At 61.1% G+C, this 23,101-nt stretch carries 18 protein-coding genes, 5 tRNA genes and 1 pseudogene; 11 read left to right on the plus strand and 13 right to left on the minus strand.

The window, feature by feature from the left end; genetic code table 11:
- Positions 1-13 precede the first annotated feature (13 nt).
- On the minus strand, positions 14-2,644 hold the full coding sequence (locus tag ACZ415_RS01715; RefSeq protein ID WP_344703524.1) for a TRAP transporter permease: 2,631 nt from the start codon (positions 2,642-2,644) through the stop codon (positions 14-16).
- A 241-nt stretch (positions 2,645-2,885) separates the two neighbouring features.
- A complete protein-coding gene (locus tag ACZ415_RS01720; protein WP_344703522.1) occupies positions 2,886-3,872 on the minus strand; it encodes a TAXI family TRAP transporter solute-binding subunit in 987 nt (328 codons plus the stop codon).
- Between the two features lie 286 nt (positions 3,873-4,158).
- On the opposite strand from ACZ415_RS01720, the gene tnpC reads away from it, so the two are divergent.
- Positions 4,159-5,601, plus strand: a complete 1,443-nt coding sequence (tnpC, locus tag ACZ415_RS01725; protein ID WP_464387731.1) for an IS66 family transposase — start codon at positions 4,159-4,161, stop codon at positions 5,599-5,601.
- A gap of 46 nt (positions 5,602-5,647) precedes the next feature.
- On the opposite strand, the gene ACZ415_RS01730 is transcribed toward tnpC, so the two are convergent.
- The 5 genes from ACZ415_RS01730 to lldD form a co-directional block, all read right to left on the minus strand.
- On the minus strand, positions 5,648-6,163 hold the full coding sequence (locus ACZ415_RS01730) for a DUF192 domain-containing protein (RefSeq protein WP_344704085.1): 516 nt from the start codon (positions 6,161-6,163) through the stop codon (positions 5,648-5,650).
- On the minus strand, positions 6,160-6,678 hold the full coding sequence (locus ACZ415_RS01735; protein WP_344704087.1) for an ureidoglycolate lyase: 519 nt from the start codon (positions 6,676-6,678) through the stop codon (positions 6,160-6,162). Before ACZ415_RS01735 ends, ACZ415_RS01730 begins: the two co-directional genes overlap by 4 nt.
- Before the next feature lie 22 nt (positions 6,679-6,700).
- Positions 6,701-7,531 carry a bifunctional allantoicase/(S)-ureidoglycine aminohydrolase gene (locus tag ACZ415_RS01740; protein WP_344704089.1) on the minus strand — a complete coding sequence of 277 codons (831 nt, stop codon included), beginning with the start codon at positions 7,529-7,531 and terminating at the stop codon, positions 6,701-6,703.
- Positions 7,532-7,562: 31 nt separating this feature from the next.
- Entirely contained in the window at positions 7,563-8,492 is a 930-nt protein-coding gene (gene puuE, locus ACZ415_RS01745) for an allantoinase PuuE (protein ID WP_344704091.1), read from the minus strand.
- Positions 8,493-8,612: 120 nt separating this feature from the next.
- Entirely contained in the window at positions 8,613-9,761 is a 1,149-nt protein-coding gene (gene lldD, locus ACZ415_RS01750) for an FMN-dependent L-lactate dehydrogenase LldD (RefSeq protein ID WP_344704093.1), read from the minus strand.
- A 424-nt stretch (positions 9,762-10,185) separates the two neighbouring features.
- Between lldD and ACZ415_RS01755 the strand changes: the two are divergent.
- The 5 genes and pseudogenes from ACZ415_RS01755 to ACZ415_RS01775 all read left to right on the plus strand — a co-directional run bounded on the left by ACZ415_RS01755 (position 10,186) and on the right by ACZ415_RS01775 (position 16,350).
- Positions 10,186-11,891: pseudogene (locus ACZ415_RS01755) on the plus strand (L-lactate permease).
- A 27-nt stretch (positions 11,892-11,918) separates the two neighbouring features.
- On the plus strand, positions 11,919-13,418 hold the full coding sequence (gene glcD / locus ACZ415_RS01760; RefSeq protein WP_344704095.1) for a glycolate oxidase subunit GlcD: 1,500 nt from the start codon (positions 11,919-11,921) through the stop codon (positions 13,416-13,418).
- Between the two features lie 17 nt (positions 13,419-13,435).
- Entirely contained in the window at positions 13,436-14,536 is a 1,101-nt protein-coding gene (glcE, locus tag ACZ415_RS01765; protein ID WP_344704097.1) for a glycolate oxidase subunit GlcE, read from the plus strand.
- 14 nt (positions 14,537-14,550) lie between these two features.
- The gene (glcF, locus tag ACZ415_RS01770; protein ID WP_344704099.1) at positions 14,551-15,783 is read left to right on the plus strand and encodes a glycolate oxidase subunit GlcF; all 1,233 of its coding nucleotides are present in this window, start codon (positions 14,551-14,553) and stop codon (positions 15,781-15,783) included.
- A 156-nt stretch (positions 15,784-15,939) separates the two neighbouring features.
- On the plus strand, positions 15,940-16,350 hold the full coding sequence (locus ACZ415_RS01775) for a heme-binding protein (RefSeq protein WP_344704101.1): 411 nt from the start codon (positions 15,940-15,942) through the stop codon (positions 16,348-16,350).
- Between the two features lie 272 nt (positions 16,351-16,622).
- On the opposite strand, the gene ACZ415_RS01780 is transcribed toward ACZ415_RS01775, so the two are convergent.
- From ACZ415_RS01780 to ACZ415_RS01805, 6 genes are all read right to left on the minus strand, one after another.
- A tRNA-Asp gene (locus ACZ415_RS01780) sits at positions 16,623-16,699 on the minus strand.
- 100 nt (positions 16,700-16,799) lie between these two features.
- A tRNA-Val gene (locus ACZ415_RS01785) sits at positions 16,800-16,875 on the minus strand.
- A 27-nt stretch (positions 16,876-16,902) separates the two neighbouring features.
- A tRNA-Asp gene (locus tag ACZ415_RS01790) sits at positions 16,903-16,979 on the minus strand.
- Between the two features lie 38 nt (positions 16,980-17,017).
- A tRNA-Asp gene (locus ACZ415_RS01795) sits at positions 17,018-17,094 on the minus strand.
- Positions 17,095-17,182: 88 nt separating this feature from the next.
- Positions 17,183-17,258, minus strand: a tRNA-Val gene (locus tag ACZ415_RS01800).
- A 135-nt stretch (positions 17,259-17,393) separates the two neighbouring features.
- Positions 17,394-17,939 (minus strand): alpha/beta family hydrolase, encoded by a 546-nt coding sequence (locus ACZ415_RS01805; RefSeq protein WP_464387732.1) that lies wholly within the window; start codon positions 17,937-17,939, stop codon positions 17,394-17,396.
- Between the two features lie 357 nt (positions 17,940-18,296).
- Here ACZ415_RS01805 and ccoN point away from each other — a divergent pair, with 357 nt between their 5' ends.
- The 5 genes from ccoN to ccoG all read left to right on the plus strand — a co-directional run bounded on the left by ccoN (position 18,297) and on the right by ccoG (position 23,098).
- Positions 18,297-19,724 (plus strand): cytochrome-c oxidase, cbb3-type subunit I, encoded by a 1,428-nt coding sequence (gene ccoN / locus ACZ415_RS01810; RefSeq protein WP_344704103.1) that lies wholly within the window; start codon positions 18,297-18,299, stop codon positions 19,722-19,724.
- An 18-nt stretch (positions 19,725-19,742) separates the two neighbouring features.
- A complete protein-coding gene (gene ccoO, locus ACZ415_RS01815; protein ID WP_344704105.1) occupies positions 19,743-20,351 on the plus strand; it encodes a cytochrome-c oxidase, cbb3-type subunit II in 609 nt (202 codons plus the stop codon).
- A 3-nt stretch (positions 20,352-20,354) separates the two neighbouring features.
- Positions 20,355-20,576, plus strand: coding sequence for a cbb3-type cytochrome oxidase subunit 3 (locus ACZ415_RS01820; RefSeq protein ID WP_344704107.1), 222 nt, complete (start codon positions 20,355-20,357; stop codon positions 20,574-20,576).
- Complete coding sequence (ccoP, locus tag ACZ415_RS01825) at positions 20,573-21,502, plus strand: cytochrome-c oxidase, cbb3-type subunit III (protein ID WP_344704109.1); 930 nt, start codon at positions 20,573-20,575, stop codon at positions 21,500-21,502. The genes ACZ415_RS01820 and ccoP overlap by 4 nt, the downstream gene beginning before the upstream one ends.
- A gap of 159 nt (positions 21,503-21,661) precedes the next feature.
- Positions 21,662-23,098 (plus strand): cytochrome c oxidase accessory protein CcoG, encoded by a 1,437-nt coding sequence (ccoG, locus tag ACZ415_RS01830; RefSeq protein ID WP_344704111.1) that lies wholly within the window; start codon positions 21,662-21,664, stop codon positions 23,096-23,098.
- Positions 23,099-23,101: the final 3 nt, after the last annotated feature.

The raw sequence follows: 23,101 nt of genomic DNA on the forward strand, positions 1-23,101 counted from the left end.
TTTTAAACCATTCTCACAGGCTGGCCGCGGCCGGGCTTGCCTGTGCGCGCCGCCGACGACGGCGCTGTAGCATGACCACCAGACCAAACACGCCAAGCGCCGGCAGCCACATCCACTCTTTGGTCCAGCGGTCCACCGGCGCCTGCACCCGGATGATCTGCTGGTCAAAATCAAAGCCCAGTTCCGCCGCCTGGCTGCCATAGGTCACCATATCCACTATCGCCTTGCCGTCGTCGGTGATCAGCTCAAGCCCCAGCGCATCCAGCCGCTCAGCGCCGCTTTCACCGTCCGGCACCGGCAGCGTCATATAGGTCGTCATGGGCTCGCCGTAGGCGTCAAGCCCGCTGACCTGCAGGCGCAGCGTGCTGTCGGCATTAACGTCGCCCAGCGCCTGAACAAACTGCGTTGGCGCAATGTCGCGGTACGGATCGTGCAGCTGATCCATCCAAAAGCCCGGCCGGAACAGGGTAAACGCCACCAGCAGCAGCAAGGCAGACTCGTACCAGCGGTTGCGGGTCAGCATATAGCCTTGGGTGGCAGCGGCAAAAATCAGCATAGCGCCGGTGGCCACCACAAAGATCAACACCCCCTGCAAGGGACTTACGTCGATCAGCAGCAGGTCAGTGTTGAAGATAAAGAGAAACGGCAGCGCGGCGGTGCGCAGGCTATAGTAAAACGCCTGAAAGCCGGTACGAATGGGGTCACCCCCCGACACCGCCGCCGCCGCAAAGGAGGCAAGCCCTACCGGCGGCGTCACATCCGCCATGATGCCGAAGTAGAAAACGAACAGATGCACCGCAATCAGCGGCACCAGCAGGCCGTTTTGCTGGCCAAGCTGGATAATCACCGGCGCCAGCAGCGCCGAGACCACGATATAGTTGGCCGTAGTGGGCAGCCCCATGCCGAGAATCAGGCTGAGCACCGCGGTGAAAAACAAAATGAGCAGCAGATTGCCCATGGCGATGGTTTCCACCACGTCGGCCAGCACCAGGCCCACGCCGGTTTGTGATACGGCCCCGACGATAATACCCGCCGTCGCGGTGGCAATACCGATGCCGATCATGTTGCGTGCACCGGCGACCAGGCCGTTCCACAGGTCCAGCGCACCTTCCCTGATGTCCGGGCCCACGTTGCTGCGCCCGCGCAGCGCGGCGGTAATCGGGCGCTGGGTGAGCATGATAAACACCATGAACATCGTGGCCCAGAAGGCAGACAGCCCCGGAGATAGCCGCTCGACCATCAAACACCAGATCAAGATGATCACCGGCAGAATATACGGCAGCCCGACCATCACCGTCGGCCGGGTTTGCGGCAGGGTGTAGATGGGCTGATCCGGGTCGTCCAGCTCAAGCTCCGGATAGCCCACCGCCAGCTTCAGCAGTGCCAGATAAACCGCTACCAGCCCGAGGGAAATGACCCAGGGCGCCGCCGCCCCCAGCACCGGCTTGAGCCAGCCCAAACCGTAGTACACGCCCAGCCCGGTGATCATCATCAGCAGCAGGCCGGCCAGAAACCCGGCCACTTTACGCACAAGCGGCTTGGCCGGATTGCTGCTTTGCAGTCCTTGCATGTTGGCCTTGAGCGCTTCCAGGTGCACGATATAAATCAGCGCAATGTAGGAAATCAGCGCCGGTAGAAAGGCGTGCTTGATCACCTCCACGTAGGAAATGCCAACGTACTCCACCATCAAAAACGCAGCCGCCCCCATTACCGGCGGCATGATCTGGCCGTTGACCGAAGACGCCACCTCCACGGCACCGGCTTTTTCCGCCGGAAAGCCCACGCGCTTCATCATGGGAATGGTAAAGGTGCCGGTGGTCACGGTGTTGGCAATCGACGAGCCGGAAATCAGCCCGGTCATGCCCGAGGCGACAACGGCTGCCTTGGCCGGGCCGCCCTTGTAGTGGCCCAGCAGCGAAAACGCCACCTTGATGAAATAGTTGCCGGCGCCCGCCTTGTCCAGCAGCGCACCGAACAGCACAAACAGGAACACAAAGCTGGTCGACACCCCCAGCGCGATGCCAAACACCCCCTGGGTGGTCAGCCACTGGTGGTTGATCAGCCCATACAGGCTAACGCCCTTGTGCGCCAGCATGCCGGGCATCCACGGACCGGCCAGCGAGTAGGTCAAAAATACCAGCGCCACGATGGTCAGCGGCGGCCCCAGAGCGCGGCGCGTGGCCTCCAGAAGCAGCACAATGCCCGCGACGCCGACGATCACATCTTGCAGTATCGGCGCGCCGGGGCGCTGGGCCAGCCCCTCGTAGAACAGAAACATATAGGCACCGCAAAACGCTGCCAGCCCGGCCAGCACCCAGTCCTGTAGCGGGATATGGTCACGCGGCGAGCGCTTGAGCGCGGGATAGGCCATATAGGCCAGAAACAGGGCAAACGCCAGGTGTACCGAACGCGCCTCGGTGGCGTTGAAGACCCCGACGCCGAACACAAACGGCAAAGGCGAGGCAATCCACAGCTGGAAAAGCGACCAGACAGCGGCAATACCCACCAGCAGTTTGCCCGGAGCGCCAACGGGTTTACGCGCACCGGAATCGGTCGAGGCGACCATATCGTCGAGATCCACTTGCGGCTCCGGTGCGGTTGCGGAGTGCGCGGTCTGCGACGCTTCTTTGCTGTGCTCTGTCATAAGCAAGCCCTGCACAAAAATGGATAACAAAGCGCAATGACGGGAGCAGAACAACGCCGCCCCTTGCGCGCGGAAGGCGATTTTCGTCGTCTCTGGCCGCCGGTGCAATCATTGTTTTAACACGATAGCCTGCCAAAGGCTGACAGGCACGTTTTACACCGCGACAACAACGCCCCAAACGCAGCGCGCGGCCCTTTGGGCCGCGCGCATGAACACATGGACGAACTTCAGCTCCGCCGGTTTACTCGCCGTCGATCCAGCCCTGCTCGCGGTAGTAGCGCGCCGCACCTTCGTGCAGCGGCGCGGACAGGCCGGTTGTAACCATCTCTTCCGGGTCGAGGTTTTCAAACGCCGGGTGGAGGCGCTTGAAGCGATCAAAGTTGTCGAACACGGCCTTGACGGTCTGGTAAACCACTTCGTCATCGGTCTCGGCGGTGGTGACAAACGTTGCCGCCACCCCGAAGGTTTCCACGTCGTCAGGGTTATTTTTGTACAGCCCGCCGGGAATGGTCGACATGGAGTAGTAGGGATACTCTTCGACAATGCCCTGAATGTCTTCATCGTTGAGCGGGATCAGGTGGGCATCCACCGTCGTTGTCGCTTCCTGAATGGCGCCGTTGGGGTGGCCGACCACGTAGGTCATGGCGTCAATGTTGTTATCCGCCAGGGCCGAGGCCATTTCTGCGGCATCCAGCTGGGAGGCAAGCGCAAAGGTGTCCTTGTCCCAGCCCTTGGCGTCCATGACCACTTCCATGGTGTTACGCTGCCCGGAGCCGGGGTTGCCGATATTGATGCGCTTATCTACCAGATCGTCGAGGGTTTCAATACCCGAATCGGCCCGCGCCAGCAGCGTCAGCGGCTCGCCGTGGATACGAAACACGGCCCGCAGGTCTTCATAGGCGTCGCCTTCAAAGCCGCCGGTGCCTTCGTAGGCCTGATACTGAATGTCAGACTGCAGCACGCCCATATCCAGCTCGCCGGACTTGATGCCGTTGGCGTTGGCCACCGAGCCGCCGGTGGACGGTGCGTTACAGCGGATGTTGTGCTCTTCGTTACCCTTGTTGACCAGACGGCAAACGGACTGGCCCACCACGTAGTACACCCCGGTCTGGCCGCCGGTGCCGATGGTGACGTAGCGCTCTTCCTGCGCCACGGCCGGTGCGGCAAACGTCGCCGCGGCCAGCAGCGCGCCGGAAAAGGCGGCAGTAGAAAAAACATGGCGTTTCATGGGTGTTCCCCTTGATGTTGATGTTATTAATGAATTGCCGTAGCGCCGGCTGCTGCCGGACCGGCCTGTGCATTATTCGCGCCGCAGCCAACCATAAAACAGGCGCTGTCAAACTGCAAAATAGGGCGCCGGCCGCCTTATTGCAAGCGTTTCAGCGCCCTTGTGCCAAGCGTTCACGCCGCTGAAAAGTGCTGGTAACTATTCAGGTGGCGTCGGATGAGACTCGCCAACCCGCTGTTCCTTCAGGCATAGTACCGTCATTCGACTCCCCCACCCAGCAGGCAACATGACCATCAGCGATATCAACGTCGACGAGGCCCTCGAGCAGGTCCGTCAGCAGCTCAAGGAAGACCGCACGGTCTCTCCTTCGCTGCGCGCCGCGATCGACGTCCTGATGCTGCTGGTCAAGTTGATGTCGGACCGGCTGGCGACCAGCAGCCGCAATAGCAGCAAGCCGCCGTCACAGGACCTCAACCGCCAACGCCGCTCCCGGGCAAAGGGCGAGCGTCGCCCCGGCGGGCAACCGGGTCACGAAGGCAGGACGCTGGAGCCGGTCACCGACCCCGATGAGGTCGTGTCGTTGCGCGTCGATCGCCGCACTCTGCCCAACAAGGGGAGAGCGTATCACTCGGTCGGCGTTGAGAAGCGTCAGGTCCAGGACATCGTGATCCAGTCGGTGGTGACCGAGTACCAGGCCGAGGTGCTGGAAGATGATCGGGGCCAACGCCATGTAGCGCCGTTTCCCGACGGCGTGACCCGCCCGATCCAGTATGGCCCGCGTCTCAAGGCGCATGCCGTCTATCTCTCCCAATACCAGCTGCTGCCTTATGCGCGCATTCGGGAGCTGCTGACGTCGCAGTATGGCCTGTCACTGAGCACCGGCACCCTGTTTGCCTTCAACCAGGAGGCCTGCCGACGAGCCGAGCCCTTTGCCGAGTGGGTGATCCCGGCGCTACGTGAAGCGGCTACCGTGCATGCCGATGAAACCGGGATGCAGGTCGGTGGCAAGCGCTACTGGCTGCATTGCGCCTCGAATGAGGCCTTGACCTACCTGGCGCCTCATGCAAAGCGCGGCCAGGAGGCCATGGACGCCATCGGCATCCTGCCTTACGTCCAGGGAGTACTGGTGCATGATCATTGGAAGCCCTATTACCGCTACCACGATTGCCGGCACGCGCTGTGCAATGCCCATCACCTTCGCGAACTGACCGGCGTCCGGGACCACGACCAGCAAACCTGGGCGACGTCGCTGCATGATCGGCTGTTGGCCATGAATCGCGCCGTTGATGAGGCGGGAGGCAGCCTCCCGTCAGACGAGGCGCAGCGCTGGCGAGTTCGCTACCGGGACTGCCTGGCGGAGGGTGAGGCCGAATGTCCGCCACCGGCCAGGCCACCCCCCGGAACCCGTGGGCGCACCAGGCGCACCAAAGCGCGCAACCTGCTCGAACGCCTCCGGGCGTATGAGGATGACGTGCTGCGCTTCCTCGAGGATCCTGCCGTTCCCTTCACCAACAACCAGGGAGAGCGCGACCTGCGGATGACAAAGGTCCAGCAGAAGATCTCGGGCTGTTTCCGCTCGTGGGAGGGGGCGGAGATCTTCTGTCGGATGCGCAGTTTCCTCTCGACGGCCGTTAAACAGGGCCTGGCGGCGCACACGGCGCTGGAGCAACTGTTTGCCGGTGAGGTGCCTGCCTTCATGCGAGAGGACGAGCTGGATCAGGCGGCATGAGCTAAATAGTTACAAGTGCTGTAGCAATGCGCGGCCAGCGCCGAGCTTATCCCGCCCGGCACTGCCCGGAAAGCGCCGCTGCCGAAACGCAGTCGCCTATTGTCATACCGTGGCGAGCAAAATAGCCGGCGTTCACCTCAAGCGCTGCCTGATACGGCGCGCCCGGCGCATACACCGGACACTGTGGCGCATTCGCCGAGGCACAGGGCGGCATGGTCTGCAGGCTGACAATGCGCCCGTCGCCGTCGATAAAGGCAATATCCAGCGCAATCAAAGTGCGATACATCCAAAAGCCGCTGCTCCCCGGCTGAGTTTGCCCGTACACAAACAGCATGCCGTGCCCCTCGCCAAGCTGCCGGCGGCCCATCAGCCCCCGCTCGCGTCGAGCCGGCGTGTCCGCGATCTCAACTTCCAGCCGCTGCGGTCCGTTTTTCGTATGAATCACCGCCGTATGGCGATCCGTTACTGCCGGCGTTTCGGCCCGCAGCCAAGAAGACGGCAGAAAAAAGGCGGCGGGCAGCGCAAGCGAGGCGCCCAGCAAGCGCCGGCGGGTGAGCGTCATGGCTGTTTCTCCCGGGGTTTTCCGTCGTCTTTGTGCGTAATGCGCAGATCCAACGGATACTCATCGCAGTTGTTGCCGTCGCCGCCACGGTCTACCACCAGAAATTCGCCCTCACGCTCCAGCACGGATTGAATCGCGTGCCAGACGCCGGCGCGGTAGTTCACGCCCTGACGGCCGTCGGTGACGAACGCGCGCACCTCGGCCGGATCAACGGTCTCGCCGGCCGGAGCGACCACCACGATAAAGCGCTCTTCGTGCAGCGGCATGAACGCCTGGCTGCCCTGGGGGTGGCGCTCGAGGAACGTAAGCTCCAGCGGCGTGGTGATCGGCTGGCTGACGAAGATGCTGATCAGCGGGTGGGCGTTGTCGCCCAGCGTCTCGACCTTCGCCAGATCGTGGTGGCGCTGGGTCAGCCCTGCGTTGATGGCAAACGAGTTCGAGGTGCGGGTGTCGATCACGTCACCGAACGGCGCAAAGGCTTCGGCCGTCAGCGGCTGTGCAACAAGTTCCAGCATGGTCTCTCCTTGTCGTTGCGCCTTACAGGGCATTGATCTTGAGCTTGGGGTGGCGGTTGACGTCTTTGTACAGCAGGTAGCGAAACGGCCCGGAGCCGCCGGCGTAGCAGGCCTGGGGGCAGAAGGCGCGCAGCCACATGAAATCACCGGCTTCCACTTCCACCCAGTCCTGGTTGAGATGATAAAGCGCCTTGCCTTCCAGCACGTACAGGCCGTGCTCCATGATGTGGGTTTCGTCGAACGGAATCACCCCGCCCGGTTGGAACGTCACAATGGTGACGTGCATGTCGTGACGAATATCGGTCGGGTCGACGAAGCGCGTGGTGGCCCAGCGGCCGTCGGTGTCCGGCATGGCCGTCGGCTGGATGTCGTTTTCGTTGGTCACAAACGCTTCCGGCACGTCGATACCGTCGACGAATTCGTAGGCCTTGCGAATCCAGTGGAAGCGTACCGGCGCGTCGGCTTCGTTGCGCAGCTGCCAGTCACTCCCCGGCGGAATGAAGGCATAGCCGCCCGGCGTCATGGTGTGCTTCTCGCCTTGCAGGGTCAGCGTCATTTCGCCTTCCACCACGAACAAAACCCCTTCGGCGTTGGGCTCGGGCTCGGGTTTGTCACTGCCGCCGCCGGGCTGAACTTCCATGATGTACTGGGAAAACGTCTCGGCGAAGCCGCTCAGCGGGCGCGCCAACACCCACAGACGCGTGTCGCTCCAGAACGGCAGGTGGCTGGTGACGATGTCCTGCATCACGCCCTTGGGAATCAGCGCGTAGGCTTGTTTGAAGACGGCGCGGTCAGCCGTCATCTGTGACTGCGGGGGATGGCCGCCGCGGGGGGCGTAATAGGTATGGCTCATGTCGGCTCCTGATTAACGGTTGTGGCGGCGATCAGCGCCCGGGAGCGGGGTGCTCTCTGGCCCAGTGGCGCGCGATATCCACGCGGCGTGCGACCCAGACCCGGTCGTGGGACTCGATGTAGTCCAAAAAGCGCTGCAGCGCGCGGAAACGCCCGGGGCGACCCAGCATCCGGCAGTGCATGCCCACCGAGAGCATTTTCGGCGCGTGTTCGCCTTCGGCGTAGAGAACGTCAAACGCATCGCGCAGGTAGGTAAAGAAATGCTCTGCGGTGTTGAAGCCGCCGGGGGAGGCAAAGCGCATGTCGTTGGTGTCAAGCGTGTAGGGCACAATCAGATGATCGTGCTCCCGGCCCTGGCTGTCGGCCTTGCGCGTCCAGAACGGCAGGTCATCGCCGTAGTAGTCGCTGTCGTACAAAAAGCTGCCCTCATCCAGCACAAGGCGGCGCGTGTTGGGGCTATCGCGGCCGGTATACCACCCCTCGGGCTTCTCGCCGTAAAGCCGCTGGAAGATTTCCATGGCTTTTTTCATGTGCTCGCGCTCGACGCTTTCCGGCACTTGCTGGTAATGAATCCAGCGATAGCCGTGGCATGCCACCTCGTGGCCCAGATCCTTGAACGCCCGGGCCACTTCGGGGTGGCGCTCCAGCGCCATGGCCACGCCGAATACGGTCAGCGGCAGGTCGCGCTTCTTGAACTCGTTGAGAATGCGCCAAACGCCTGCGCGCGAACCGTATTCGTAGATGGACTCCATGCTCAGGTGGCGATCGGGAAACGACGGCGCGCCGATCATTTCGGAGAGAAACTGCTCGGAGCCTTCATCGCCGTGGAGCACGCTGTTTTCCGCGCCCTCTTCGTAGTTGAGCACAAACTGCACGGCAATCTTGGCGTTGCCCGGCCAGTTGGCCTGGGGCGGATTGTTGCCGTAGCCGATCAGGTCACGCGGATAGTCACGTTGGGACATAACACACTCGCTTTCAGGTAGGACGTGGAGCGCGCGGCCGAGCGGCCGCACGCCAGAAGATGGCATCTGCTGCCAGCGCCATGGTCTTCGGCGGCGATATGCCGGTCGCCGCCTTGCTTATCAACCCAGCGTAGAGGCGCCGACCAGCAGATCCGTATCAATCTGGCTGACCGAGCTTGCCCCCGTCAGCACCATGGCGACCCGCATCTCCTTTTCGATGAGGTCGAGCAGATTGTATACGCCGGCCTCACCGCCGGACGCAAGCGCATAGATATAAGAGCGCCCCAGCATGACGCAGTCGGCGCCGAGCGCAAGCATACGCACCACGTCAAGGCCTGAACGCACGCCGGAGTCGGCAATCACTTTAATTTCCCCCTGCACCGCCTCGGCAATTGCCGGCAGAGCGCGCGCGGTGGAAGGCGTGCCGTCGAGCTGGCGCCCGCCATGGTTGGAAACCACAATGCCGTCCGCGCCGAAGGCGACGGCATCTCGGGCATCGGCAGGGTCGAGAATGCCCTTGATCACCATCGGGCCGTCCCAGAACTCGCGAATCCACTCAAGGTCTTTCCAGCAAATCGACGGATCAAAGTTTTTCCCCAGCCAGCCAATGTAATCCTCAAGCCCTGTCGGGTGGCCGCGATAGGCCGATATGTTGCCCAGATCATGCGGCTTTCCCTTAATCCCCACGTCCCAGGCCCAGCCAGGGTGCGCCATGGCCTGAAGCATTCGCCGCGCCGCCGCATTCGGGCCGCTCATCCCCGAGTGGGCATCGCGATAGCGGGCCCCCGGTACCGGCATATCCACCGTAAACACCAGCGTTGTCACCCCGGCCGCTTTGGCCCGCTCAAGCGCATTACGCATAAAGCCGCGATCCTTGAGCACATACAGCTGAAACCACATGGGTCGATCAATCGCCGGGGCCACTTCTTCAATCGGACAAACGGATACGGTGGAGAGTGTGAAAGGAACGCCCTTCCTTGCGGCCGCGCGGGCGGCCTGCACTTCACCTCGCCGAGCGTACATGCCGGCCAGTCCGACCGGGGACAGCGCAACCGGCATTGAGAGCGTCTCGTCAAAGAGCGGCGTCTCCAGGCTGAGCTGGGACATATCGTTGAGCACTCTCTGGCGCAGGGCCACATCGGCAATGTCTTCCACGTTGCGCCGAAGCGTATGTTCCGAGTAAGCGCCGCCGTCAAGGTAGTGAAAAAGAAAGGGTGGCAAACGGCGCTTGGCCGCTGTGCGGTAGTCATGGGAAGAAGAAATAATCATCAAAAAAGCCCCTTCGGCCTCGGTATTAATAGCGCTTTCAGCATCGTTTTTCGCCAGTCTACGCTCTCTGCTGCTGCCGGCAGAAAGCGCAAGCCGATTTTATCGAAATCGTCCCACCGCTTGAGCGATGCCTTCAGGCCGCCCAACCGGCTAGATTCATCCCCTGCCGCCGCATGGCCAAGCATCCAATGGTCTAACGGCTCGCGGCTTCAGGTATCTCAGCGGTCAATGAAACCTCTTTAAAATCAACCCGAAGTGTCCGTTCAAGCAAGTCTTTTCCCGGCCTTGCGCTATATCCCTTGGTCTAACCGGCGATGAAACGCTTGCCACTCTTCGCCTCTTTCTCTTACCTTCATGGATACGAAAAAAGACCGACATCTGCCCCCATAGCAGAATAAAATCAATATAACGGGACCTTCCTGACATGACTGACACCACGCTTGCACTTCTTGCATTTGTGCCCCTGGTGCTCGCCGGTACACTGCTGATCGGTTTTCGCCTGGCGGCCAAAGTCGCCATGCCCATCGTATTTGTGGTGACCGCTCTGATCGGGTGGCTAGAGCATGGGACATGACGCTAAGCCGCATTGCCGCCTCAACGCTGCAAGGGCTGATACTGACGATTTCCATTCTGTGGATTATTTTTGGCGCCATCTTGCTGCTGAATACGCTCAAGCATTCCGGCGGCATTACCGCTATTCGTAAAGGGTTTTCAGGCATCAGCCCTGACCGGCGCGTGCAAGCCATTATCGTGGCCTGGCTGTTTGGCTGCTTTATCGAAGGCGCTTCCGGCTTTGGTACACCGGCCGCCGTTGCAGCACCGCTGCTGGTTGCGCTGGGCTTTCCCGCGCTTGCCGCCGTTGTGGTCGGCATGATGATTCAGTCCACGCCGGTCTCCTTCGGGGCCGTGGGCACGCCTATCGTAGTGGGCGTGACGGGCGGCCTGGACCGCGAGGGCATTACCCAGCAGCTTCAGGCCGGAGATGCCACCTGGATGGAGTACTTTCGCCTGATCAGCAGCGAAGTCGCCATCATCCACGGCATCGTCGGTATCCTGATGCCGCTGATCATGGTGATCATCATGGTGCGCTTTTTCGGCGCCAACCGCTCCTGGAAAGAAGGGCTTTCGATTACGCCTTTCGCTCTTTTTGCCGGCGCAGCCTTCGTGGTGCCCTACATGATTGCCGGGGTAGTGCTGGGGCCTGAGTTCCCCTCGATGATCGGCGCCATGGTTGGCCTGGCCATTGTGGTTCCCGCGGCGCGGCGCGGCTTTTTGCTGCCCCGGGACACCTGGGATTTCCCGCCATCCGAGAGCTGGCCCGACAACTGGATTGGCAAGCTGGAGCTCAAGATGGACGACATCGCCGGCAAAGCTCCGATTTCCACCTGGATGGGCTGGGTGCCCTACGTACTGCTGGCCGTTTTTCTGGTCGCATCACGCACTATTGCGCCGCTGAAAAACGCGCTGACAGAGTTTGCCCTGGGCTGGAGTGACATTCTCGGCGAAGGCATTGGCGGCAGCATTCAGCCGCTGTACCTGCCCGGCGGCATTCTGCTGTTGGTGGTGCTGGTCACAGCACTGCTGCATCGCATGAAACTCAAAGAGCTTACCGCTGCGTTCAGCGATTCATCGCGCACCATTCTGGGCGCCGGCTTTGTGCTGATCTTTACCATCCCCATGGTGCGTATTTTGATCAACTCCGGCGTCAACGGCGCTGATCTGGTTTCCATGCCGGTTGCCATGGCCCAGTTCGTGGCAGCAAGCGTAGGCGACGTTTACCCGTTCTTTGCCCCTGCCGTCGGTGCGCTGGGCGCCTTTATTGCCGGCTCCAACACCGTATCCAACCTGATGCTTTCCGACTTCCAGTTCAACGTGGCAAGCCAGCTGGGTGTCTCCACCGCATTCATGGTGGCGCTGCAGGCCGTTGGTGCGGCGGCAGGCAACATGATTGCCATCCACAACGTCGTCGCGGCATCCGCCACCGTAGGCCTTTTAGGCCGCGAAGGCACAACGATCCGCAAAACCCTGCTGCCCACGCTTTACTACATTATCGCCGCCGGCATACTGGGTATGGCAGGACTTTATCTTCTGGGTCTGGCCGATCCGCTCAGCACGGTTTTGGCCGGCTAGGTCCATCGCTTATTGGCAGGAGGCGCCATGAGTATTCTGTACGACGAGGCCATCGACGGGCCGCTGGCAACGTTTGCCAAAGCCGATGTGCTAGGCGATCTGCAGCAGCACATCCCCACGCTTACGCTGCTGCACCGCGAAGAAGACCTGCGGCCGTTCGAGTGCGACGGCCTGGCAGCCTATCGGGTAACCCCCATGCTGGTGGCAATGCCCGCAACGCTGGATGAGGTGCAGGCCCTGCTCAAACGCTGCCACGCCCTTGGCGTACCGGTGGTCACGCGCGGTGCCGGCACCGGGCTTTCCGGCGGCGCGCTCCCCCTTGAGCGGGGTATCCTGCTGGTGATGTCGCGCTTTCAGCATATCCTCAGCATTGACCCCGACGCGCGTACGGCCCGGCTGCAGCCGGGGGTGCGCAACCTGGCCATTTCCGAGGCGGCGGCACCGTACGGGCTTTATTACGCCCCGGACCCGTCCTCCCAGATTGCCTGCTCCATCGGCGGTAACGTCGCTGAAAACGCCGGCGGGGTGCACTGCTTGAAGTATGGCCTGACGGTCAACAACGTCATGCGCGTCGATATCCTGACCGTTGAAGGCGAACCCATGACGCTGGGCGCGGAGGCGCTGGACGCGCCGGGCTTTGATCTGCTCGCACTGCTCAACGGCTCGGAAGGCATGCTCGGCGTGATCACCGAAATCACCGTTAAGCTCTTGCCCAAGCCGGAAGTGGCTAAAGTGCTGATGGCAAGCTTTGACGACGTTGAAAAAGCCGGCCAGGCCGTTGGCAACATCATCGCCGCCGGCATCATCCCCGGCGGGCTTGAAATGATGGACAAGCTTGCCATCCAGGCCGCCGAGGACTTCGTTCAGGCCGGCTACCCGCTGGATGCCGAAGCGATTTTGCTGTGCGAGCTGGATGGCGTGCAGGCCGACGTGGATGACGACTGCGATACCGTACGCAACGTGCTGGAAAAAGCCGGCGCCACGGATATTCGCCAGGCCCGCGACGATGCCGAACGCGCCGTTTTCTGGTCCGGACGTAAAAACGCCTTTCCCGCCGTGGGCCGGCTTTCGCCGGACTATTACTGCATGGACGGCACCATCCCCCGCCGCGAGCTGCCCGCAGTGCTCAACGACATCGCAGCGCTCTCCCGGGAAAGCGGTTTGCGTATCGCCAACGTGTTTCATGCCGGTGACGGCAATATGCACCCTCTGATCCTGTTTGATGCCAACCGCGAAGGCGAGCTGGCGCTGGCCGAAGAAGTCGGCGGCAAGATTCTTGAGCGCTGCGTGGCCGCCGGCGGTTCCATTACCGGCGAACACGGCGTTGGGCGTGAAAAGATCAACCAGATGTGCAGCCAGTTCGGCGGCGATGAAATTACGCTGTTTCACGCCGTCAAGGCGGCCTTTGATCCCCAGGGACTGCTCAATCCGGGCAAGAATATTCCCACGCTTGCCCGGTGCGCCGAGTTTGGCGCCATGCACGTCCACAACAACGAGCTTGCCCATCCGGACATTCCCCGCTTCTGACCGCTGCAGGACCGACAATGACAGAAAGCCAGATTCAACCGCCCGACCACGACATCGCCTCGCAGCTGTGCGAGCAGGTCAAACAGGCCTACCAGCAGCAAGCCCCCTTGCGTATCGTCGGCGGCGATACCCGTGCTTTTTACGGCCGCCCGGTAGAGGCCGCACCGCTACACGTTGCCGAGCATCGCGGCATCGTGCACTACGATCCGGTCGAATTGATCGTCACCGCACGTGCCGGCACACCGCTCGATGAGCTTGAAGCCGTACTTGATGACAGCGGCCAGATGCTCGGCTTTGAGCCGCCGCGCTTCAGCCCGCAAAGCACGCTCGGTGGCGCCGTAGCGACCGGCATGTCCGGACCGCGTCGCCCCTGGGCCGGCGCCACACGCGACTTTGTTCTGGGCACGCGCGTCATCACCCAGCACGGCGAGCTGCTGCGTTTTGGCGGTGAGGTAATGAAAAACGTCGCCGGCTACGACATGTCGCGGCTGATGACCGGTGCCCAGGGCACCCTTGGCGTTATTGCCGATATATCGCTTAAAGTGCTGCCGCAGCCTCCGGCACGCGCAAGCCTGCGCGTGGCGCTAACGCTCGATGAAGCACTGGCGCGCCTGGCTGAGCTGGGGCGCCGACCGCTGCCCATTACTGCGGCAGTCTGGCACGACGGCGCGCTGTACCTGCGCCTGGAAGGCGGGCACAGCTCTGTGGAGGCCACCCGTCAAGAACTTGGCGGCGAGCCGCTGGAGGCCGGCTTCTGGGAAGCGCTACGCGACCTGCGCCATCCTTTCTTCCAATGCTCTTCCGGCCAGGCGCTGTGGCGGCTTTCGCTTCCGCCCAACACGCCGCCGTTGACGCTTGGCGACACGCAGGACTCGATACTCTATGACTGGGCCGGCTGTCAGCGATTCATCAAAACAACGCTTGACGGCGACACCCTGCGACGTGCCTGCCAGGCCGCCGGCGGCCACGCCACCTGCTATACGCCCGCCGCCGCAGGGGGCGCTCAGGAGCCTTTTACTCCCTTGAATCCGGTAGTGGAAAAATACCACCGCCGGCTGAAAGAACAGCTGGATGCTCGAGGCATTTTCAACCCTGGTCGTCTTTATGCCGCCTTTTAATCCGGAGTGCCGCGATGCAAACGCACTTTAGCGACGCCGATCGCCAGAAACCCCACATTCAACAAGCCGATGAAGTGCTGCGCGCCTGCGTGCACTGCGGGTTTTGCAATGCCACCTGCCCCACGTATTTGCTGCTTGGCGACGAACGCGACGGGCCCCGTGGGCGTATCTATCTGATGAAAGAGCTGCTGGAAAGCGCCGATGACGACACGCAAGCAGCCGAAAAGGCGCAGACGCACCTTGACCGCTGCCTCACCTGTCTTAACTGCGAGACAACGTGCCCGTCCGGCGTGGAGTACGGCAAGCTGCTCAACATTGGCCGCGCCGAAGTTCAACGCCGCGCCCCGCGTTCGGTAAGCAAGCGCCTAAGCGATTACGGCCTGCGCAAGATGCTGGTCAACCCGGCCCGATTCAAAGCGCTGCTGCGCCTTGGGCAGACATTTACACCGCTGGTCCCCGGCAAGCTGCGCAACAAAATGCCGGCGGCACCCGTGGACGCCGGCTCACGGCCGGCAGAGGATCGGCACGCGCGGCGCGTACTGCTGCTGGAAGGCTGCGTGCAGCCCGGTCTCTCTCCCAACACAAACGCCGCCACGGCAAGAGTGCTTGACCGGCTGGGCATTAGCGTGACGCCGGTAGCAGAAGCAGGCTGCTGCGGCGCCATCGACTTTCACCTCAGCGCTCAGGAGCAAGCCCGGGAGCGCATGCGCGCCAATATCGATGCCTGGTGGCCCTACGTGGAGCAAGGCGCAGAAGCCATTGTGCAAACTGCCAGCGGATGCGGCGCCTTCGTCAAGGAATACGGCGAAATGCTCAAGGATGACCCGGATTACGCTACCCGGGCAAAAACCATCAGCAGCATGGCCCGGGATATCGTGGAAGTGCTGCGTAAGGCGCCGCTTGACAAGCTGGATGTTCGCTCGGACCAGCGCCTGGCCTTTCAGTGCCCTTGCACTCTTCAGCATGCCCAGCAGCTTGGCGGCGCGGTGGAAGACGTTTTACAAAAGCTGGGATTCGCGCTTACTCCAGTGCAAAACGGCCATCTGTGCTGCGGCTCAGCCGGCACCTACTCCATCACCCAGCCTGAACTTGCCACCCAGCTGCGCGATAACAAGCTGGACGCGCTGGAGGCCGGCCATCCCGACGTCGTCGTGACCGCCAATATCGGCTGCCAAACTCACCTGGCCGGTGCCGGTCGCACCCCTGTGCGCCACTGGATTGAAGTGGTCGACGACACCTTGGTATAAGAAGCGGTCTATCATCGACTGCAAGGCTGCACATTCCGTGCAGCCTTGCCATGTTGCCAACACGCTTTTGCGTCGGCAGTTCCCCGTGCGGTGCCCTCGCCTGCGTACTTTTACACCGCATCCATAAACACACACCCGCCATACAAGGACTTCATCATGCAAACCAAAGCCATTCTAACCCAGGCAGACGTTACACGTGTTCTGGACGCCGCTCAGCAGGAAGCTGACCGGCAAGGCTGGAACATCACCGTGGCCGTTACCGATGACGGCGGCCATCTGCTGGCACTTCGCCGGCTTGACGGCGCAGCCCCTTTCACTGCCGATACGGCCACGCATAAAGCGCGCAACGCCGCCGTCGGCCGCAAGGAAACCGAGGTGTTTGAAGACATGATCAACAAAGGGCGAACGGCCTTTGTCAGCGCCCCGCTCCAGGGGCTGCTATCCGGCGGCGTTCCGATTATCGTAAACGACCACGTAGTAGGCGCAGTGGGCGTCTCCGGCGTCAAGCCCGATCAGGACGTTGTAATCGCCAAGGCAGGCGTGCACGCCCTGGATGCTCAGGCATAAAAGACGCCTCGATCCTGTAGCCGGCTGGATAAAAGACCTCGGACATTGTTCCGGGGTCGAAAAAACATCGGCGCAGGGCCGCTTGCCGAACACAGCGGTTGGCACAGGCGACAGGCGACAGGCGACAGGCGACAACGCCTATTTCCGGCGCACCGGCACTGGCTGTCAAAGCGATACGAAAGATGATGGTGGCCGGCAAGAAGTCAGCCAGATCGCGATCTATAAAAACGCTTGCGAAGAAGCATTGCTGAGAAACTGCGGGGAAGCGCTTATGGCGGACCGGACGAGACTCGAACTCGCGACCTCCGGCGTGACAGGCCGGCATTCTAACCAACTGAACTACCGGTCCGCTAATAAGCGGTTTGAAGCGTATACGCTGTGCGCTTGCCTCTCTCGCTGTTTACAACAGGCGAACGGGAAGACGTGCGATAAAACTTCAAACTTGAACGTGGTGGGTGGTACTGGGTTCGAACCAGTGACCCCCAGCTTGTAAGGCTGGTGCTCTACCAACTGAGCTAACCACCCACGTTTAACAGGTATGTTTCCTTACCGTGGCGGACCGGACGAGACTCGAACTCGCGACCTCCGGCGTGACAGGCCGGCATTCTAACCAACTGAACTACCGGTCCACTCGGGTACGGAATGAAAAGGCAAAACGTCTGCTGCGTGGCGGACCGGACGAGACTCGAACTCGCGACCTCCGGCGTGACAGGCCGGCATTCTAACCAACTGAACTACCGGTCCACACAAACACTGCAGTGTTTTTCTTTTCTATACAGCAGGGCATGCCCCGCTGCAGCGTGTCGTATCATTCAAACGTTTGCCGTTTGAGTGGTGGGTGGTACTGGGTTCGAACCAGTGACCCCCAGCTTGTAAGGCTGGTGCTCTACCAACTGAGCTAACCACCCGTCGATCACGTGGCGCTGCATTCTACAGAGTATCGGCTGCGTGTCAACACTTATCGGCCGCTTTGACGTTTTTCGACGATGGTCCCATTTTGCCGGGCCGATCGGTTCGAAAAACTGCGCAGCGCGTGCTGTCATTTACCGGGCTCTGCCCTCAGCGCGGACGAAGCATGCCGCACATCTTGCTGCTTCGTCAATCAAATTCTGCTGGCTCAGCCCTGTTACCTGGCGCGGCACGAAGTCGTGATCGGCCTGGCGAAGCCATTTAAGCGTCACATTGGCCGGCAGGGAATACGTCATGACTTCTGCATAGGTGCCGAAGGGGTCGCGTTCTCCCTGCAGTATCAGCGCCGGGCAATCCACGCTGGGCCAATGCGCCAGACGCTGTTTTTCCGGGCTACGCGGCGGATGAAACGGATAGCCGGCGATAACCAGACCGTCAACCGCACGCTGAGCGGCTAACAGGCTGGCTATACGACCGCCCATGGACTTGCCGCCCAGCCAGACTGGCCCTTTCACCTGGGATACGATAAGTTCATACCAGCGAGCAAACGCAGCAACCAGGGTGGCTGCCGGAGGCGGCGGGCGGCGCCTGCCGGTTTCGCTGATGCGCTGCATGTAGGCAAACTCAAAGGTCAGCACCTGTATGTCATGCTCTGCCAGCGCTGCGACAAACTGACGCATAAAGGGCGAGCCGGTGCCGGCCCCTGCACCGTGAGCAAACAGTAAGCGACCGCCACGCGGCCTGCCGCAGGCACGCAAAAAGCCGTGATTTGCCACTAAAAAATCCGTATCACCGCACTGCTGCAGCGCATCTGCAAGCCGATTTTCAGCGACTTTCACCGGCGCTGCTGGTGCACGGCGCAACGTAGCGTCGTTCATCAATATAGTCCTTGCATACGTTCGTCAGGTTCAGCTTCCGCGCAGGCTGCGCTAGAATCCACCGTGAATATTGACCTGCATCATCAAGCGGGTGGCCGCACTCGTACAAAGTATACTCTGTACGAGGTACCCCCTAACCGCGTTCGATGGGAACATAAAATGAACACAGCACTGGAACATCCGACCTACAATTACAAGGTAGTTCGGCAGTTCGCGATCATGACCGTTGTGTGGGGCATTATCGGCATGACGCTTGGCGTCATCATTGCCTCCCAGCTGGTCTGGCCGCAACTCAACCTCGGCCTGCCCTGGACAAGCTTCGGGCGCCTGCGTCCGCTGCACACCAACGCCGTTATCTTCGCCTTTGGCGGCTCGGCGCTTATCGGCACGTCCTACTATGTCGTTCAGCGTACCTGTCAGGCGCGGCTTTTCTCCGACAAGCTCGCCGCCTTTACGTTCTGGGGCTGGCAGGCGGTAATCGTCGCCGCCATTGTCTCTCTGCCGATGGGCTATACCACTACCAAGGAGTACGCCGAGCTCGAATGGCCGATCAACATCCTGATCGCCGTGGTGTGGATTTCCTACGCTGCGGTCTTTTTGATGACCATCAAGCGGCGGACGACCTCGCATATTTACGTGGCGAACTGGTTTTATGCCGCGTTCATTCTGACCATCGCCGTGCTGCATATCGTCAACAACGCCGCGCTGCCGGTCACGCCGATGTATTCTACCTCCATCTACGCCGGGGCCGTTGATGCCATGGTGCAATGGTGGTACGGGCATAACGCCGTGGGCTTCTTTTTGACCGCCGGCTTTCTCGGCATGATGTACTACTTCGTGCCCAAGCAGGCCGAGCGCCCGGTCTATTCCTATCGCCTGTCCATCGTCCACTTCTGGGCGCTGATCATGGTGTATATGTGGGCCGGCCCGCACCACCTGCACTACACAGCACTGCCCAACTGGACGCAGTCGCTTGGCATGGTGCTGTCGATCATTCTGCTCGCACCGTCCTGGGGCGGCATGATCAACGGCATGATGACGCTCTCCGGAGCCTGGCATAAGCTGCGCACCGATCCGGTTCTGCGCTTTCTGGTGGTAGCCCTGTCGTTTTATGGCATGTCGACTTTCGAAGGGCCGATGATGGCAGTGAAGACGGTCAACGCGCTGTCGCACTACACCGACTGGACCATCGGGCACGTACACGCCGGGGCGCTTGGCTGGGTGGCCATGATCACCATCGGTTCGATGTATCACCTGATTCCGCGCCTGTTCGGCCGCGTTGAGATGCACTCCATCAACCTGATCGCCGTGCACTTCTGGCTGGCCACCATCGGCACCGTGCTGTACATCGCCTCCATGTGGGTCAACGGCATCATGCAGGGCCTGATGTGGCGCGCGATCAATCCTGACGGCACGCTGATGTACACCTTTGTCGAAGCCGTTGAAGCCAGCGCACCGGGCTACTTCGTCCGCCTTATCGGCGGCCTGTTCTGGGTCACCGGCATGCTGATCATGGCCTACAACGTCTACATGACGGTCAAGCGCCGCGAATCTGTCAGCGAGCAGCCGGCACCGCAAGCCGCCTAACCGGGAAAGTGAAGACCGATGAAACACGAGATTGTTGAAAAAAACGTAGGCCTGCTTGCCGTATTGATCCTGGTTGTGATCAGTTTCGGCGGCCTGGCCGAGGTGGTACCGCTTTTTTTCCAAAAGCAGGTCAACGAGCCGGTCGAGGGGCTTGAGCCCCTCTCCGCGCTGGAGCTGGAAGGCCGCGACATCTACCGCCGTGAAGGCTGTGTGGGCTGTCACTCGCAGATGATTCGCCCGTTCCGCGCCGAAACCGAGCGCTACGGCCACTACAGCGTCGCCGGCGAGCAGGTCTACGAATACAACTTCCTGTGGGGCTCCAAGCGAACCGGCCCGGATCTGGCTCGCGTCGGCGGTCGCTACAGCGACGACTGGCACCGCGCCCACCTGTACAACCCGCGCGATGTGGTGCCGGAGTCCATCATGCCGGCTTACCCCTGGCTTTTCGAAAACACCCTGGACGGCGAGGACATCTCCGCCAAGATGCGCACGCTGAAAACGCTGGGTGTTCCGTATACTGACGAGCAGATTGCAAACGCCACGGCTGAAGTGGAGGGCACCCAGGAAATCACCGCGCTGATTGCCTACCTCCAGCAGCTGGGCACCGTGCTGAAAGGTACTCGATAAGTTATGGATTCGGGAGATTTTCAAGGCGTCGTCACGCTAGTCCTGCTCATTGCTTTCGTAGGTATTATCGGCTGGGCCTACTCCAAACGCCGCAAGCCGGACTTCGACGAAGCGGCCAACCTGCCCTTCGCCGACGACGATGACGAGCCACCCGCCCGCGACAAGCCTGCCGCGTCAGAAGACGCCGCACAGTCCCGCCAAGACAAGGGAGACAAAAATACATGAGCTATCTATGGGGTGACTCCCTCTCCGGCTTCTGGAGTGCCTGGATCATTATCATTTCGCTGGGCACCATCGGGCTCAGCGCCTGGCTTTTGTTTGCCAATCGCCGCACCGACAAAACGCCCGACGCTGATGGCAACGTGGAAACCACCGGCCACGCCGCGGACGGTATCGAGGAGTACGACAACGCGCTGCCCAAGTGGTGGTTTCAGCTGTTCGTTGGCACCGTCATCTTTTCACTGGGCTATCTGGTGCTGTATCCGGGGCTTGGCAACTTTGCCGGGCTGCTCGGCTGGTCTCAGGAAAGCCAGTGGGAGCAGGAAGTCGCACAGGCCGAAGAGCGTTTCGCGCCGATCTTTGAGCAGTATCAGCAGGTGCCCATTCCGGAACTGGCAAAAGACCAGGAGGCCATGCAGGTTGCCGAGCGCATCTTTCTCAACAACTGTGCCGTTTGCCACGGCTCCAACGCCAAGGGCGGCTACGGCTTTCCCAACCTGACCGACGACGACTGGCTGTACGGCGGCAAGCCGGAAAACATCGTCATGACGCTCAATAACGGACGTAACGGCCTGATGCCGTCCTGGCAGCAGCTGGGTGAGGAAAACATCGAAAATCTGACCCAGTTCGTGCTTTCGCTGTCCGGCGAAGACCATGACAGCGCCCGTGCCGAAAAAGGTCAAAGCACCTTCATGTCGGTCTGTGCAGCCTGTCACGGGCCCGACGGCACCGGCAACACCGCACTGGGTGCGCCCAACCTGACCGACAATACCTGGCTGTACCAGCAGCCCGGCCAGCCGATTGCCGACTCCATTCGCCAGACGCTGCGTAACGGCCGTAACGGTCACATGCCGGCTCAGGCAGCCTACATCGGCGAGGACAAGGTGCACCTGGTGGCGGCCTACGTGTACAGTCTGCGCTACGACGACTGATCACCGCTGCCCCGGCAAGCAAGGGAAGCGAAAAAAGGGTGCGGCCGGGGGCCGCACCCTTTTTCCATGCATAATCCAGTACACTAGCGTAAATGATAGCCTGCTGTGGCAAGCTGTTACTCCCTCTTGTTTTCTGCCTTTCTGAGCTGCGATACCGCCATGGACAAGATTCCTAGCCAAGACGTCACACCGGATCCGGTAGGACATCACACGCCTGCCGAACGGCCCGCCACCCAAGAGATGTACGCCAGACGCCGCCACATTTACGTGCGCGAAATCAAAGGACTGTTTCAAAAGGTCAGGCGCAGCGCCAACTGGGCTTTGATGCTTACGTTTTTTGTGCTGCCGTGGATCAACATCGGCGGCCGTCCGGCGGTCTGGTTTGATCTGCCTGACCGCGAATTCCATATCTTCGCCGCGACGTTCTACCCGCAGGAATTCGCTTTGCTCTCGTGGCTTTTAATCATCTGCGCGTTCGGATTGTTTTTCATCACCGTGTTCGCCGGCCGCGTCTGGTGCGGCTACACCTGCCCGCAAAGCGTGTGGACGTTTCTTTTCATCTGGATCGAGCATCGCACTGAAGGGCAGCGCAATCGTCGCATGAAGCTCGACAAACAGTCGATGAATGCCGACAAGCTCAAACGCAAGGCTGCCAAGCACGCCGCCTGGCTTTTGGTATCGCTGGCGACCGGGCTGACGTTTGTGGGCTATTTCACCCCCATTCGCCAGCTCGCTCCCGATCTGGCAACGCTCAGCGCCAACGGCTGGTCGTACTTCTGGGTGGGCTTTTTTCTGGTATTTACCTACCTTAACGCCGGCTGGCTGCGTGAACAGGTGTGCATCTACATGTGCCCCTACGCCCGCTTCCAGAGCGTCATGTTTGACCGCGATACGCTGATTGTGTCCTACGATGCTGCACGAGGCGAGCCGCGCGGCAAGCGCAAGAAAAGCCTGTCTCACGAACAGGTAAAAGAAGCCGGCTACGGCGACTGCATTGACTGCGATCTGTGCGTGCAGGTGTGCCCCACAGGCATCGATATCCGCAACGGGCTGCAATATGAATGCATTACCTGTGCCGCCTGCATTGACGCCTGCGATAGCGTCATGGACAAAATGGGCTACCCTCGCGGGCTGATTCGCTACACCACGGAAAACTCGCTGGAAGGCAAGAAAACGCACATCCTGCGGCCCAGGCTGATCGGCTATTTCATCGCCCTCGCCGTGATGATCGGTGCTTTTGTCTGGGCGGTAGGCGATCGCACGCCGCTGGACTTCGACGCCGAGCGTGATCGCACCCAGCTCTATCAGATGACAAACGACGGCCAGATCAGCAACGTCTACAGCCTGACCGTACGCAACCTGGGCGGCATCGATCATACCTATCGCCTGAGCGTCTCCGGGCTGCCCGGACTGTCGCTCGACCGCCAGCGCATTGCGGTACCGGCAGGCGAATCGCGCCAGGCCGTGGTCACCATCAAGGCCGACCCCGAGGTGATTGAAAAACCCAGCCATGCCATCACCCTTACGCTCGAAGCCGAAAGCGACGGCAGCATTCAACTTGAGCGCGACACGCGCTTCATCGGCAACCTGAGGTAGTCA

This window comes from Halomonas cibimaris (assembly GCF_055379665.1).

Excerpts from the sequence above, each read along its gene's own strand:
- ACZ415_RS01715 (WP_344703524.1), bottom strand. The coding sequence starts at position 2,644 with ATGACAGAGCACAGCAAAGAAGCGTCGCAGACCGCGCACTCCGCAACC.
- ACZ415_RS01720 (WP_344703522.1), bottom strand. The coding sequence starts at position 3,872 with ATGAAACGCCATGTTTTTTCTACTGCCGCCTTTTCCGGCGCGCTGCTG.
- tnpC (WP_464387731.1), top strand. The coding sequence starts at position 4,159 with ATGACCATCAGCGATATCAACGTCGACGAGGCCCTCGAGCAGGTCCGT.
- ACZ415_RS01730 (WP_344704085.1), bottom strand. The coding sequence starts at position 6,163 with ATGACGCTCACCCGCCGGCGCTTGCTGGGCGCCTCGCTTGCGCTGCCC.
- ACZ415_RS01735 (WP_344704087.1), bottom strand. The coding sequence starts at position 6,678 with ATGCTGGAACTTGTTGCACAGCCGCTGACGGCCGAAGCCTTTGCGCCG.
- ACZ415_RS01740 (WP_344704089.1), bottom strand. The coding sequence starts at position 7,531 with ATGAGCCATACCTATTACGCCCCCCGCGGCGGCCATCCCCCGCAGTCA.
- puuE (WP_344704091.1), bottom strand. The coding sequence starts at position 8,492 with ATGTCCCAACGTGACTATCCGCGTGACCTGATCGGCTACGGCAACAAT.
- lldD (WP_344704093.1), bottom strand. The coding sequence starts at position 9,761 with ATGATTATTTCTTCTTCCCATGACTACCGCACAGCGGCCAAGCGCCGT.
- glcD (WP_344704095.1), top strand. The coding sequence starts at position 11,919 with ATGAGTATTCTGTACGACGAGGCCATCGACGGGCCGCTGGCAACGTTT.
- glcE (WP_344704097.1), top strand. The coding sequence starts at position 13,436 with ATGACAGAAAGCCAGATTCAACCGCCCGACCACGACATCGCCTCGCAG.
- glcF (WP_344704099.1), top strand. The coding sequence starts at position 14,551 with ATGCAAACGCACTTTAGCGACGCCGATCGCCAGAAACCCCACATTCAA.
- ACZ415_RS01775 (WP_344704101.1), top strand. The coding sequence starts at position 15,940 with ATGCAAACCAAAGCCATTCTAACCCAGGCAGACGTTACACGTGTTCTG.
- ACZ415_RS01805 (WP_464387732.1), bottom strand. The coding sequence starts at position 17,939 with ATGCGTCAGTTTGTCGCAGCGCTGGCAGAGCATGACATACAGGTGCTG.
- ccoN (WP_344704103.1), top strand. The coding sequence starts at position 18,297 with ATGAACACAGCACTGGAACATCCGACCTACAATTACAAGGTAGTTCGG.
- ccoO (WP_344704105.1), top strand. The coding sequence starts at position 19,743 with ATGAAACACGAGATTGTTGAAAAAAACGTAGGCCTGCTTGCCGTATTG.
- ACZ415_RS01820 (WP_344704107.1), top strand. The coding sequence starts at position 20,355 with ATGGATTCGGGAGATTTTCAAGGCGTCGTCACGCTAGTCCTGCTCATT.
- ccoP (WP_344704109.1), top strand. The coding sequence starts at position 20,573 with ATGAGCTATCTATGGGGTGACTCCCTCTCCGGCTTCTGGAGTGCCTGG.
- ccoG (WP_344704111.1), top strand. The coding sequence starts at position 21,662 with ATGGACAAGATTCCTAGCCAAGACGTCACACCGGATCCGGTAGGACAT.